Source organism: Herbaspirillum lusitanum (assembly GCF_026127345.1).
Classification (GTDB): Bacteria; Pseudomonadota; Gammaproteobacteria; order Burkholderiales; family Burkholderiaceae_D; genus Herbaspirillum; species Herbaspirillum lusitanum.
Genome location: NZ_QXFG01000005.1, coordinates 106130 through 120133 on the forward strand (window position 1 = coordinate 106130; position 14004 = coordinate 120133).

Below are 14004 nucleotides of genomic sequence, written 5' to 3' on the forward strand. Positions count from 1 at the left end.
AACGAGGCCGTCTGCGGACGGCCTCGTTTTTTTGCGCGGTGAAATTCCGTCCCACGTTGACCAGTTTGGCAACAGGCCTGGAAAGAGTCGGAAATATTCAATCCTTGATTACTACATCAAGGCAGGTGGGTGCTTTCGCTGTGCAAAATTCATTGTGACTGTGTTCCCGAAGCCTCGATGTTCGCACCCGTCACTGATGTCATAATATCGACCCTCAGACATGCATCGCGCATTCCGCGTTCCAACCACAGAAAGCACCACGATGACACGTGCGGCCCAAGAAACCAAGCCTGCCAAAACAGCATGGATCAGCTTGCCCGACAGAAAGATCAGCGCCAACCGGATGACCATTGCCTATGCCGTTGGCGTGGCGGTGACGGTGCTTCTGTTCCTGGCGGCGTACTTTCTGCTCGACAACATCATCATCGAGCAACGCAGCGCCGCACAGCGCGTTCATGTCGTCGAACAGCAGCGCGTGCTGTCGCAACGTATCGCGCTGCTCAGCACGGACCTGTATGTCGGCGACACGTCCACCAGCGAGGCCTTGCAGGATGCCGTCACCCAGATGGAGCGCTTGCAAGATACGCTCAGCGGCAAGGCGAACACTGCCGGCTATCAGCTCACCGCTGCTGAACATGAACTGTATTTTGGCGGCAGCACTCCGCTTGATGCCGACGTCCGCGGTTTCCTGGACGACACGCGCCGTTTCATTGGTGCAACGAACATGAACACCGGCAACGAGGCTTATCGGGCGTTGCAACACCATTCCCGCGATCTGCTGTTGCCTGCGCTCGATCGTGCGGCTGCGTTGTTCTCCGGGGAAGCGGATGGGCGCATTGAACAGGCACGTATGGGGCAACGGGTTTTGCTGGTCGTGCTGCTCATTGCACTGGTGCTGGAAGCGTTGCTGATCTTCCGTCCCCTGATCACGAAAATCCGCCTCTACAATGCGCACCTCTACGAGATGGCTACCCGCGATCCGCTCACCGGGCTCGCCAACCGGCGTCAATTCGATGAATATTCCAATCGCGAATTCCGGCTGGCGCGCCGCACGGCAAAGCCCTTGTCGATGGCGGTCTGCGATATCGATCAGTTCCAACAGATCAACGACAAGCATGGACGCGCTGTCGGCGATGCCGTGCTGCGCCGCTTCGGCGAACTGGCGTCGCGCATCTTGCGCGACACGGACATCATCAGCCGCGTCGGGGGTGAAGAATTTGCCTTGGCGCTGCCGGTCATGAATCTGCACGGCGCGATGATCATCGCCGAAAAACTGCGTCGCGGCATCGCCGAGGATCGCAGCGACAATCTGCCGCCTTTCACCATCTGCGTGGGCGTCGCCGTCAGTGAGCACGGCGACAAGAAAATGGATGACCTCTTGCAGCGTGCCGACAGCGCGTTGCAGATGGCCAAATCAGAAGGACAGAATCGGATTTCCTGTTTGAACAGACCGATGACGGAAAGACCAACACCCAGCGACGCTGCGCCTCAAAATACCGAGATTACATCCTGATTCTGACGTAGCAGCAGAGTCTTGCGGGATGGTCCGGCACACAGCTATTGCCGCCGGCCGTCCCATCGATTTGGTTTCAGGCATAGCGGTTGCGCCGCGCAGGCGTTTTCTCCGGAGAAGGATTTATTCGAAACCGCGAATGTCCTTGTCGTTGAATTTCGGCAGCGTCCAGTGATAGCGGATCGCCAGCAGCCGGAACAGAAATCCCACGCCCAGCGCCGTCAGCGTCGACACCGATGCATCGGTGTTCAGCCATAGCATGCCGACGTACAAGCCGCCCGTAACGAGCGAGACGCTGGCATACACTTCGCGTTGCAGCACCAGCGGGATTTCATTGCACAGCACGTCGCGCAACAGGCCGCCGAAGACGCCGGTGATCATGCCGAATATCACCACGACAAAGGGATTGAAATGCGCGAAGCCGCGCGCGATGTCGCAGCCGATGATGGTGAAGGCGACCAGGCCGAGCGCGTCGACGACCAGGAAGGCGGATTTGAAATGATGCATCTTGCGCGCGGCCACGGCGGTGACGACAGCGGCGCAGATGGTGAAGGCGAGGTATTCCGGATGCGCCACCCAGCCCAGCGGATAGTGGCCGATCAATATGTCGCGCACGGTGCCGCCGCCGAGCGCGGCGACCGTGCCGATGAGACAGATGCCGAACAGGTCCATCTCGCGGCGGATGCCCATGATGGCGCCCGACATGGCTTCGGCGGAGATGGCGATCAGGTAGATGGTGTATAGCAGCATCGGCGTTGGCCTCGTTTTGTCATGATCAAAGAATACCGGAGATGCCGGTTCTGCACCGCCTCACGTTCGGATCACGCCAGCAAGTCCTGCCGCTCCTGCACGACCTCCGCCACCAGCTCGGCGATGCGTTGCACGCGCGGCGAGCGGCGCAGGTCGGGGTGCACGGTGAGCCACAACTCACGCTGCCACGGCGGCTGGCCGCTGTCGAACCCGGTCAGTTCGGCGTCGCCGCGCGCGATGAAGTGGGGCAAGATGGTCAGGCCGAGTCCGGCGCGGCAAGCCTGGTGCAACAGGGAAAAATCATTGGCCGTCATGACATATGGCGCGCCGTCGGCGTACTGCGCCAGCCAGGCTTGGTGCGGGCCGCCTTGCAACGCTTCGCCGTAACCGATGAACTGGCGTTTGTTGCGGGCAGTGCGCTTCCAGCGCACGTGGCCGTACAAGCCATAGCCGGCGTTGCCGAGGCGGCGCGCCATCAGGCCCGGATCGTCCGGACGCGACAGCCGCAGCGCCAGGTCGGCGTCGCGCCGGTGCAGGTTGGCGGCGCGGATTTCGCCGACCACGTCGAGATGGATTCCTTCCCAGCGTTTAAATTGCTGCGCCATCAACGGCATCAGGAAGTGACTGGCCAGCGCCGGCGGCGCCGACAACCGGACCGTGCCCTGCATCGCCGTCATGCCTTGCACGGCGCGACCGAAGGCGTGCGCTTCCAGCTCAATGCGTTCGGCGGCGTCGAGCAGGGTCTTGCCTTCATCGGTCAGTTGCCAGCCGCGCGGCAGGCGGTCGAACAGGCGCAACTGGATCGCGCCTTCCAGCGCGCCGATGCGGCGCGACACGGTGGAGTGTTCCACCGCGAGTTCGCGCGCCGCCGCCGACAAGCTGCCGCCGCGCGCGAGGCTGAGGAAATAGCGCACGTCGTCCCATGAGAGCTGTTCCAGGGAAAGCACGGATTTCGATGATTTTTGCACAGGACTTGCGCCTAAATAGGGGATTCCGTTCGATTTTGCACGAAGTTATTCTGAGCGTCCACTTTCCTCATTCAACACAGGAGCACAGACATGACTACTACCGCCACCGCCACCGCCACCGCCACCGCCACCGCCACCTCAACCGCCACCCAGCTCATCGAACTGACCGCCTATGGCGATGCCGCCAACTTCGAACTCGTCACGCGCACCTTGCCTCCACTTGCAGCGGGTGCGGTGCGGGTGCGCCAGCACGTTGCCGGCGTCAACTATGTCGACGTGTACCAGCGCGTCGGCCGCTACCCTTTGCCTTTGCCGGCGGTGCTCGGTGTTGAAGGCAGCGGCGTGATCGTGGAGGTCGGCGGAGGAGTGGATGCTTCGCGCGTCGGCCAGCGCGTAGCGTGGTCGGCGACCAACGGCAGTTACGCGAAGCTGGTCGACGTTGCCGCCGAACGCGCCATCGTCTTGCCGGATGAGGTCTCGTTCGAGCAGGGCGGCGCCGGCTTGTTGCGCAGCATGACCGCCTACCTCCTGCTGAATCATTACGGCCGCCTGCAATCGGGGCAGACGGTGCTGGTGCATGCCGCCGCCGGCGGACTCGGGCTGGTGCTCACGCAATGGGCCAAGGCCATGGGCGCGCACGTGATCGGCACCGTCAGCAGCGACGAAAAAGCGGCATTGGCGCAGTCGCGCGGACTCGACCAGGCGATCAATTATCGCGAGCAGGATTTCGTTGCGGCGGTGCGCGAGTACACCGGCGGCCTCGGTGCGGACATCGTGGTGGACGGCATCGGCGGCGCGCATTTCCTGCGCAGCATCGAGGCGACCAGGAGCGGCGGCATGGCCGTCACGATCGGTTCGATTTCAGGCGAAGGCGCACCGGCCGAGGCGCTGGCGGCAGCGCAGTTGCGCGGCGTATTGATGGAGCGTCCGAGCATCCTGGCCTTCAGCAAGGACCTTCCGCAATATCGTCTCGCCACCGCGGCCGCGATGATGCAATTGCAAGCAGGACTGGTCATCGACGTCGCCGGACGTCTGCCGTTGGCGCAGGTTGCCGAGGCGCACCGTTTGCTGGAAACGGGTGCGGCGCAGGGCGCATTGTTGCTTGAGATGAATTGAGCGCAGACGGTACCAGCGTGCAGTTGTGATTGTTGTGGTCGTTGTGGTCGTTGTGGTTGTTGCACAACGCTGCGTGCGGGGCGCAGCTTCAGAATAGAAGGAGCAATACCGCGTTCATTGTCGTAAAGACAATTCGCGGCGCGCGCACAATGAATCGATTACCAATGAGGCCGCAGTTCTAAAGCGCGGAAGCGGGGGAATTCGATGAAACTGAGCATCTTGTTGCCGGCGCTCTTCTTGGCCGGCGCGGCGCACGCCCAATCTATTGGCGCGAATGAACAGCTGGTGCTGGTGGGTGTCGCCGCGCCGCTGACATCGCCGCGTACGGAGAGCGGCATCGCCGCCGTCAGGTTGGCGTTCGATGAAGCCAACCGCCGCGCCATTCGCATCGGCGGCAAGCAACTGGTGTTTCGCCTGCTGGTGGAGGACGACAAGGGCGACGCCATGTTCGCTGCGCCCATCGCGCAATACTTCATCCGTTCCAAAGTGGTGGGTGTGATCGGCCATTGGAACAGCGGCCCCAGCATCGCCGTGGCGGGGCTCTATAGCGCGGCCGGCATTCCGCAGATTCCGATGGCGACCACCAGCAGCCGCTTCACTCAGGACGGTCTGCGCAGCATCTTCCAGGTGCAGGGACACGATGGCGTCGGCGCCGTGCGCCTGGCGGAATTCGTGGTCCGGCATCTGCAGGCCGCCCGGATAGCCGTGATCGAGGACGGGACCGCATACGGCACCGATTTCGCCGATTCTTTTGTCTCCGGAGTGCGGCGCGCCGGCGGCCTCATCGTCAGCCGCGAGGCCATCAGCAGCAAGACCTCGGATTTCAATCCTGCGCTGAACAACGTGCAGAAAGCCAATGCCGATGTGATCGTGTTCGGCGGCGTCGTGACGCAAAGCGCCTTGCTCGCGCGCAGCATGATGCGGCGGGACATGAACATCCGGCTGGTGGGCACCGGCGGTACTGCGACCGGCCTGTTCCTGCAACTGGCGGAAGGGGTGCAAGGCAATGTATGGGCGCTGGAGACCGGCGTGCCGCGCGATCGTCTTCCGGGCTGGCGCGAGTTCAACGACAAGATGCACAGCCGCTTCCAGGGCGAGATCACGCATTATGCCCTGTTCGCCTACGATGCCGCCAACGTCCTCGTCGCCGCCATCCAGAAGGCCGGCTCGCTCGACCCGAAAGCCGTCACGATCGCCTTGCACGAAATCCGCTACCCCGGATTGACCGGCATCCTGTCCTTCGATGCGAACGGCGCGCTGATCAACCCGGTGTACACGATCTATCGCCTGGATCAGGGCAAATGGTCGGTGGAAAAAATGCTGCAGGAAAAATGAAGCACTGAGGGAGGCAGAGAAGCAATCAGCCCGCGCGCGTGAGGCGCTGCAAACCGCGCCATGTGGCCTGTGGCGACAAGCGCACCGGATGCTCGATCTGTGCTGCTTCGATGCACAGCATGCGCGTCCAGTCCTTCGCCGGCATGTCGCCGAGCTGGGCGGCCTTGGCCGGACCGGGATTCCAGATTACGCTGTCGGCGAAACCTTGCTGTTCGAGTTGCAGGAACGGCTTGCCGTCTTGTTGCAGCGCCAGAGCCGCCGGCGCAGCCCAATAGATGTTGTCGGTTTCGTCAGCGATGCGCAGCACGCTGCCGTCGTGGATCGCTTCATCATTGCCGGCGGTGGTGTCGGTAAACCGCACCTTGCCGAGTTGCGTCACGCCGGCGTTGCGTACGTCGGGCGTGGCCAGATAGGTATGCAGCGCCGTGGTGAAATCGAAGGCGCCGGCGCCGGTGTTGGTGACGTTGAACGCGATGCTGACCCAGCCGGCGCCGAGTTCGATCTGCAGTTGCAAGGCGAAGCTGTGCGGCCACAGTGCGCGCGTGGCGTCCGAGTCCGACAGCGACAGGCGTGCACAGGCGACGTCCTGGCCGGCGCCGCTCAATACCTCGCCATCGATCTGCCAGACCAGGTTGCGCACCAGGCCGTGCTTGGGCAACGCGCCGCGTCCGGAAAATTGCGGGAAGCAGACCGGCACGCCGCCGCGGATGGAAGCACCGGCTTTGAGCGAAGGCTCGGGTGTGCAATACAAGTGTTCGCGGCCGTCGGCGCTTTGCCACGACAGCAATTGAGCACCATACAGGCTGATGACGGCGCTGTCGCCGTGGGCATTATGTAACTGAAGCAGGCCGGCGACGTCGGGAAGTTTGGCGGTAGGCAAGGGAAGTCTCCGTAATGAAAGCATGAGTGCAAGCCCGTATTTTTACACATGGGTGGTTGTGACGTGCCGGAGCTTGTCGTAAAGTGGCTGCTCCGCATTGCCGGACCCAGCACAATCAAACAATCCGGAGACGACTTCATGACCCTTGTTCGCCGCGCGTTCTGCTCATTGACGTTTTTTGTTGCGCTGTCAGCCTTTTCCGGCGCGGCCTTTTCCACGCAGCAGTTGCAAGCACGACAACCGCAGCCGCCGCTGTCTCAATCGCCGCAATCGCCGCAGCCGCCGCAAGTGCAACCGGCGCACAGTCCGGCGCCGTTGCCGCTGGTGACCAAACAGGTTTTCACGCTGCCGTCCTACACCACCGTCGGCGGCCAGGAAATCCGCAACGTGCGCGTCGGCTATGAAACCTATGGCAAGTTGAACGAGGTCGGCGACAACGCCATCTTCGTCGCGCACTTCTATTCGGGCACTTCGCATGCCGCCGGCAAATACAAGGACAGCGACGCCGCACCCGGCTACTGGGACAGTCTGATTGGTCCCGGCAAGGCGATCGACACCGACAAGTATTTCGTGATCAGCGCCGACACGCTGGTCAACATCAACACCAAGGACCCGATGGTGACCACCACCGGTCCGGCTTCGATCAACGCCGCCACCGGCAAGCCCTACGGCATGAGCTTCCCGGTGGTGGCGATGCGCGATTCGGTGCGCGTGCACAAGCAACTGCTCGACAAGCTCGGCGTGCGCCAGCTGGTGGCGGCGGTGGGTGCGTCGGGCGGTTCCATCCAGGCGATGGAATGGGCGGCGCTGTATCCGGATTTCGTCAAGCGTGTGGTGCATGTCATCGGTCCCGGATTCGACATCAGTCCTTACGTGATCAGCCTGCTTGACGTCTGGTCGCTGCCGGTGCGGCTCGATCCGAAATGGCGGCAGGGGGATTACTACGGTAGTGGCGATCCGGACGACGGCGTGGCCGCCGCGCTCAAGGTGGTGACGGTGCAGACGCGTCACTGGGACTGGGCGCAAGCCGCGTTCGGCTACGCCCCGGCCGATGCCGCCAAGCCGCCCGGCGCCGCCATGGGCAACCAGTTCAAGATCGAGGCGGCGCTGGAAGCCGGCGCCCGCGCACGCGCCAGGGTGGCCGACGGCAACAGCATCATCTACATGTCGAAGGCGAACCAGCTGTACCACCTCAGCGACGACGAGGTCAAAGGCATCAAGGCCAAGATCCTGTTCATCCCGAGTTCGACCGACCTGGTGTTCCCGCTCAAACTGTCATCGGAGGCGCTGCAGCGCTTCAAGAAACTGGGCGGGCGCGGCACGCTGTATTTGCTGCAAGGGCCGGGCGGTCATCTGGAAGGTGTGCTCAATATCGACAAGGCGGCCGCCATGATCGAACGCTTCATCAACACACCTTGATCCTGACGATCTTCAGGTTTACAAATCTTTAAATGGTTTTACCTGGAATGACGCCTGCGCGGGTTCCGGTCCGCGCAGCGAATGGCTATGCTGAATGCAGAAAAAATCATCAACAACCTGCAGGGAGTCAGCCATGAGCATTTCATCAGTCACCTCGTCCTACAGCAACGCCATTTACGACAACGTCGTTGCGCCCGTAAAAAACGCCGTCGCCAAAGTCGGCGATGAAATCAGCGGCACCGTCGACACCGCAGTCGACGCCGTCAAGTCCGCCGCGCACACCGTGGTCGATGAAGTGTCGGACGGTTTCAAGGCGATCGGCAGCATCATCGATACATCAGCTTGAATACGTCGGCCTGAATACTTCCGACTGAGCACGGATGCGCAGCGATGGTAGTTGATGCGCATCCGTGAATTATTTTCAATGCGGCAAAAGCGGCGATTTCTGTATGATGTGGCATCCATTGCCAAGAGGAAATCCCGTGAAAAATCTCTCCCGCCGTTCGTTGCCTCGTTCGCTGTCTCTCTCCTTGTCCGCTGCCTGTGTTGCCGCAGCGATGCTGTGCTCCGCACCGCTGCAAGCCGCTGAAGTCAGCGTCGCGCAAACCGCTGCCGCCGCCAAAGGCACGTTCAAGGAATGGGTCGAAGCGATTGCCATCCCCAACGATTCCATCGTCGCGGCCGACATCCAGCGCAACACGGCCTGGTTCGAGCAGGCGTTCCAGCGCCGCGGTTTCCGCACGCGCCAACTGGCCAACGACGGCAAGCCGATGCTGTTCGCCGAACTGCCGGGCAACAAGGCAGGCGCCACTACGGTGCTGTTTTATGCCCACCTCGACGGCCAGGCGGTGACGCCGTCCGAGTGGCAGCAGGAAAGCCCGTGGAAGCCGACGCTCAAGCAACGCAACGCCGCCGGCCAGTGGGAAGCGCTGCCGATCGAGCAACTCTACGGCGCCAATCCGAATCCGGAATGGCGCTTGTTCGGCCGTGCAGCGGCTGACGACAAGGCGCCGATCCTGATGATGCTGGCTGCCTTCGATGCGCTGAAGGCGAGCGGCGTGACGCCGTCGGTCAACGTCAAGATCATCCTCGATGCGGAAGAAGAAAAAGGTTCGCCCTCGCTGGGCAAGGTGATCGACCAGAACCAGGCGCTGCTCAAGGCCGACCTGCTGGTGGTGCTGGACGGCCCGATGCACGCCAGCAATTTGCCGACGCTGGTGTTCGGCAATCGCGGCGTCGCCCAAGCCACATTGAAGGTGTTCGGCCCGCGCCAGGACAGCCATAGCGGCCACTACGGCAACTACGCCGCCAATCCGGCGCAGACCATGGCGCGCCTGCTGGCGTCGATGAAGGATGAAGACGGCCGCGTGACGGTTGCCGGCTACTACGACGCCGTCAAGCTCGACGACGAATCGCGCCGCGTCATGCGCGCGGTGCCCGACGATGAAGTCGCGCTGCGCAAGCGCCTCGGCATCGCTCAGGCCGAGAAGGTCGGACAGAATTACCAGGAAGCGATGCAGTATCCGACGCTCAACGTGCGCGGCATGCAGGCTGCCGATGTCGGCGCCAAGGCGCGCACCATCGTGCCGGGCGAAGCGATCGCCGAGCTCGATCTGCGCACCGTGCCCGAGACCGATCCGCAAGTGCTGCTCGGCCTGGTCAAGGCGCATATCGAGAAGCAGGGCTTCCACCTCGTCAACGGTCAGCCCACCGACGATGAGCGCGCGCGCTATCCAAAACTGGCCTCGTTCGATTACGCTCGCGTGTCGGCGTCCAGCATGGCGGTGCGTACCGACCTGGCGTCGCCGATCGGCAAATGGCTGCGCGGCGCCTTCGTTAAGACCTACGGCAAGGAACCGGTGCAGATCCGCATGATGGGCGGCACCGTACCGACCGGCGCCATGGTCGGCGCGCTGAAGATTCCATTCGTGATCGTGCCGCTGGTGAACGCCGACAACAACCAGCACAGCGCCAACGAGAACATGCGCCTGGGCAACTACATCGACGGCGTGCAAAGCCTGACCGGCATCCTCACCGAACTGTTCCCGGCAAAATAGCACGCGAGGAAACGGACAGCCGGCGAAACAAAATGTCGTCGCCGACGCAGTATTTCGTGGTTGCGCTAGAATCCCCTGAGGCTCAAATACTTCGGGGGATTTATTTTGCAGGTCGACGCACAGATCGTTAACGCCTTCATCGATGGTGTAGCCGGTGGCAATCCTGCCGGTGTTGTCCTCGACGCCGATGCACTCACGACCGAACAGAAACTCCACATCGCCCGCCAGCTCGGCTTGTCCGAGACCGCTTTCGTGTCTGCCTCGCAAAGCGCCACCGTCAAGCTCGACTTCTTCACACCGACGCGGCAGATCCCGCATTGCGGCCACGCCACCATCGCCACCTTCTCGCTGCTGCGCAAGCTCGGCATCGTCGGCGAAGGCAATTTTTCCAAAGAGTCCATCGACGGCAACCTCGATATCCTGATTGCCGGCGAGATGGTGTTCATGGAACAGCGCGCACCGCAGTACCGTGTGCTCGATGCCGGCACGGGACTGATTGCGCGCATCGCGGGCTCGCTCGGCCTTGCGCCCGGACAGTTGCACGCCGACCTGGCGCCGACCGTGGTCAACACCGGCAACGCTTTCCTGATCGTGGCCTTGCCGGATGAACAGACGGTCTCGGGCGTGCGCCCGGACATGGCGCTGATCGAAGCGCTCAGCGACGAACTCGACGTGATCGGTTATTACGTGTACTCGGACATGACTACGGTGAGCGGACGCCATGCCGGCGTACGCATGTTTTCACCGCGTTTCGGCATTCCGGAAGAATCGGCCACCGGCACCGCGGCCGGACCGCTGGCCTGTTACCTGCATGAACACGGCGGCGTGAAGGATTGCGAAATCATCATCGAGCAGGGCTACCTGATGCAGCCGCCCTCGCCGAGCGTGATCAAGGTCAAGCTGACCGTCGCCGACGGCCGCATCACGCAGCTGATGGCAGGCGGAATCGCCAAGGCGACGCGCCTGATCAGGCTGGACGTATAAAAATCTTCTTATTGGCTCCGTTCCACCTGGAACATCAATCCCTGTTGAATAATCTCTGCCGACAACAAACGCTGGCCGACGGCGATCGTCATGCGCTGGCCGGGATTGTTGATGGCGTTGTTGACCAGGCGCTTGAGCTGGTCGGGCAGCTTGGCCTTGTCGCTGTCGGTGACGATGCGGGCCACCGTTTCGGCGCACAGGAAGAATTCATCGCGCGCGCCTTCGGTGCGGCTGGCCAGCAAGACGCCGATGGTCTTGAGGTCGCCGTCCTTGGCCAGGCTGCCCATCAGCGACGTTTGCGCCGGCCCCACCTGGGTCTGGAAGGTATGCTTCTCGCCGCCCTTGTGCAGTTGCGTGACGTCGATCGCATACAGCGGCGCCATGCGTGCGGCGTTGTCGTCCTTGCGGTCTTCCAGTACGTCGCGCACGCTGCGGTTGAATTTTGTGGCGAACAGCGTTGGCGAAATCTCCAGCGATTTTTCGGCGCTTGCCTGCGCGCTCAGCTTCTCATCGACCGAGCGGTCGCAGGCGCTCAGCAAGGCCAGCGGCGGTAGCAAAGTCAGCAAAGCCAGCAGCACCGGCGTGCCGCGGCGGATGATATTGTTCTTCATGATTTCCCCTCATCGATTTTTCTTCCTCTTTCCTGCCGTTCGTCACTGTCATGCCTCAATCCAGTCGAAATGCAGGCTCCCTTCAAGCATACTCAAATTTCAGGAGTTTTATTGCTGAAAATAAACATGCTTTCCCATGCGGCCGTGCTCAGAGTCGCAGGGACGCTCTGATATGCAATACGAATTACAGGTCATCGAATCATATATTGGACAACTTGCCGATGGCACGGCATTCTTGCGCTCTTGATTCATAGGCAATTTCCATTTTCATTCCACCCTGCATTCTGAGGAGACACCCACCATGCCCGTCTATCGTTCCCGCACCACCACCCAAGGCCGCAACATGGCCGGCGCCCGCGCATTGTGGCGCGCCACCGGCATGAAAGACGGCGACTTCGACAAGCCGATCGTCGCGGTGGTCAACTCGTTTACCCAGTTCGTGCCGGGCCACGTGCATCTGAAGGACCTGGGCCAACTGGTGGCGCGCGAGATCGAAGCATCCGGCGGCGTCGCCAAGGAATTCAACACCATTGCCGTCGATGACGGCATCGCCATGGGCCACGGCGGCATGCTCTACTCGCTGCCGTCGCGCGACCTGATCGCCGATTCGGTGGAATACATGGTCAACGCGCACTGCGCCGACGCCATGGTGTGCATCTCCAACTGCGACAAGATCACCCCCGGCATGCTGATGGCGGCCATGCGCTTGAACATCCCGGTCGTGTTCGTCTCCGGCGGTCCGATGGAAGCCGGCAAGGTGGTCAAGGTCGTCAACAATGATCGCAAGGTCATCAAGCTCGATCTGATCGACGCCATGATCAAGGCCGGCGACAGCACCGTGTCGGACGCCGACGTCGCCGAAATCGAACGCTCCGCCTGTCCTACCTGCGGTTCGTGCTCGGGCATGTTCACCGCCAACTCGATGAACTGCCTGGCCGAAGCGCTGGGCCTGGCGTTGCCGGGCAACGGCACCATCGTCGCCACCCACGCCGACCGCAAGGAACTGTTCCTGGGCGCCGGCCGCCTGATCGTCGAACTGGCCAGGCGCCACTATGAGCAGGACGACTACTCGGTCCTGCCGCGCAGCATCGCCAGCAAGGCCGCGTTCGAAAACGCCATGGCGCTGGACGTCTCGATGGGCGGCTCCACCAATACCGTGTTGCACTTGCTGGCCGCCGCGCATGAAGCGCAGGTCGAATTCACCATGGCCGACATCGATCGCATTTCGCGCAAGGTGCCGTGCCTGTGCAAGGTCGCGCCGATGACCGACAAGTACCACATCGAAGACGTGCATCGTGCCGGCGGCATCCTCGGCATCCTGGGCGAGCTGGCGCGCGCCGGCCTGCTCGACACTTCGCTGCCGACCGTGCACAGCAAGACCATGGGCGAAGCGATCGAAAAATACGACATCCGCGTCAGCAGCGACGCCGCCGTCCACAAGCTGTTCCGCGCAGCGCCGGGCGGCGTGCCGTCGCAGACTGCGTTCTCGCAGGCCGAGCGTTACGAGCACGGCGACCTCGACCGCAGCGCCGGTTGCATCCGCGATCTGGCGCACGCGTATTCGAAGGACGGCGGCCTGGCGGTCCTGTACGGCAACATCGCCGAAAAGGGTTGCATCGTGAAGACCGCCGGCGTGGACGAAAGCATCCTCAGGTTCTCCGGCAAGGCGCGCGTGTTCGAGAGCCAGGACGCCGCTGTCGAAGGCATCCTCGGCGACAGCGTGCATGCCGGCGACGTCGTCATCATCCGTTACGAAGGTCCCAAGGGCGGCCCGGGCATGCAAGAGATGCTGTACCCGACCTCGTACATCAAGTCCAAGGGGCTCGGCAAGGCGTGCGCACTGTTCACCGACGGTCGTTTCTCGGGCGGTTCGTCCGGCCTGGTGATCGGCCACGCGTCGCCGGAAGCGGCCGAAGGCGGCGCCATCGGCCTGGTGGAAGAGGGCGACATGATCGACATCGACATCCCGGCGCGCACCATCAACCTGCGCGTGAGCGCTGAAGTCCTGGCGCAACGCCGTGCTGCGATGGAAGCGCTTGGCCATGATGCTTGGCAGCCGCTGGGCCGCGAACGCGTGGTGTCGCAGGCGCTGCAAGCCTATGCCGCGCTGACTACCTCGGCCGACCGCGGCGCCGTGCGCGACTTGTCGCAACTCAAGCGCTGAGCCCAGCAACTGAATGCAGCAACTGAATGCAGCAACTGAATGGCAACTGAGCAGTAGGTCAACAGCAGTTGAATAGCTGACCCGCATCCAGCCGCGTGATTTCACGGCGCGGATGCGGGCAGTGCAGTCCATCCCCCATCGTTTATTTTCAAGTCGTCTCAGCGATGCGTCAGCCGATTTGAACGTGTCGTCGGCGCGGCGCGGCTG

Annotated in this window: 12 protein-coding genes; 8 read left to right on the forward strand and 4 right to left on the reverse strand. The window is 62.4% G+C overall.

Features of this window, described 5'->3' with window-relative positions:
• Positions 1–220 precede the first annotated feature (220 nt).
• Positions 221–1513, forward strand: coding sequence for a GGDEF domain-containing protein (locus DXT88_RS04665; protein ID WP_265211808.1), 1293 nt, complete (start codon positions 221–223; stop codon positions 1511–1513).
• Positions 1514–1636: 123 nt separating this feature from the next.
• On the opposite strand, the gene DXT88_RS04670 is transcribed toward DXT88_RS04665, so the two are convergent.
• Entirely contained in the window at positions 1637–2263 is a 627-nt protein-coding gene (locus DXT88_RS04670; protein ID WP_265211809.1) for a trimeric intracellular cation channel family protein, read from the reverse strand.
• Between the two features lie 71 nt (positions 2264–2334).
• Positions 2335–3210 (reverse strand): LysR family transcriptional regulator, encoded by an 876-nt coding sequence (locus DXT88_RS04675; protein ID WP_265211810.1) that lies wholly within the window; start codon positions 3208–3210, stop codon positions 2335–2337.
• Between the two features lie 111 nt (positions 3211–3321).
• Between DXT88_RS04675 and DXT88_RS04680 the strand changes: the two genes are divergently transcribed.
• Positions 3322–4347 carry a zinc-binding dehydrogenase gene (locus DXT88_RS04680; protein WP_265211811.1) on the forward strand — a complete coding sequence of 342 codons (1026 nt, stop codon included), beginning with the start codon at positions 3322–3324 and terminating at the stop codon, positions 4345–4347.
• Between the two features lie 204 nt (positions 4348–4551).
• A complete protein-coding gene (locus DXT88_RS04685) occupies positions 4552–5682 on the forward strand; it encodes a branched-chain amino acid ABC transporter substrate-binding protein (protein ID WP_265211812.1) in 1131 nt (376 codons plus the stop codon).
• 25 nt (positions 5683–5707) lie between these two features.
• Here the strand turns inward: DXT88_RS04685 and DXT88_RS04690 are convergent, their stop codons facing one another.
• The gene (locus DXT88_RS04690) at positions 5708–6562 is read right to left on the reverse strand and encodes a D-hexose-6-phosphate mutarotase (protein WP_265211813.1); all 855 of its coding nucleotides are present in this window, start codon (positions 6560–6562) and stop codon (positions 5708–5710) included.
• 138 nt (positions 6563–6700) lie between these two features.
• On the opposite strand from DXT88_RS04690, the gene DXT88_RS04695 reads away from it, so the two are divergent.
• From DXT88_RS04695 to DXT88_RS04710, 4 genes are all read left to right on the forward strand, one after another.
• Positions 6701–7981, forward strand: coding sequence for an E22 family MetX-like putative esterase (locus DXT88_RS04695; protein WP_265211814.1), 1281 nt, complete (start codon positions 6701–6703; stop codon positions 7979–7981).
• 133 nt (positions 7982–8114) lie between these two features.
• Entirely contained in the window at positions 8115–8327 is a 213-nt protein-coding gene (locus DXT88_RS04700; RefSeq protein WP_016834584.1) for a hypothetical protein, read from the forward strand.
• Between the two features lie 211 nt (positions 8328–8538).
• Entirely contained in the window at positions 8539–10038 is a 1500-nt protein-coding gene (locus DXT88_RS04705; protein WP_265212161.1) for a M20/M25/M40 family metallo-hydrolase, read from the forward strand.
• Positions 10039–10143: 105 nt separating this feature from the next.
• The gene (locus DXT88_RS04710; protein WP_265211815.1) at positions 10144–11022 is read left to right on the forward strand and encodes a PhzF family phenazine biosynthesis protein; all 879 of its coding nucleotides are present in this window, start codon (positions 10144–10146) and stop codon (positions 11020–11022) included.
• 8 nt (positions 11023–11030) lie between these two features.
• On the opposite strand, the gene DXT88_RS04715 is transcribed toward DXT88_RS04710, so the two are convergent.
• The gene (locus tag DXT88_RS04715; RefSeq protein WP_265211816.1) at positions 11031–11633 is read right to left on the reverse strand and encodes an aldehyde dehydrogenase; all 603 of its coding nucleotides are present in this window, start codon (positions 11631–11633) and stop codon (positions 11031–11033) included.
• Between the two features lie 301 nt (positions 11634–11934).
• On the opposite strand from DXT88_RS04715, the gene ilvD reads away from it, so the two are divergent.
• Complete coding sequence (gene ilvD / locus DXT88_RS04720; RefSeq protein WP_016834579.1) at positions 11935–13797, forward strand: dihydroxy-acid dehydratase; 1863 nt, start codon at positions 11935–11937, stop codon at positions 13795–13797.
• The last annotated feature ends 207 nt before the right edge of the window (positions 13798–14004 follow it).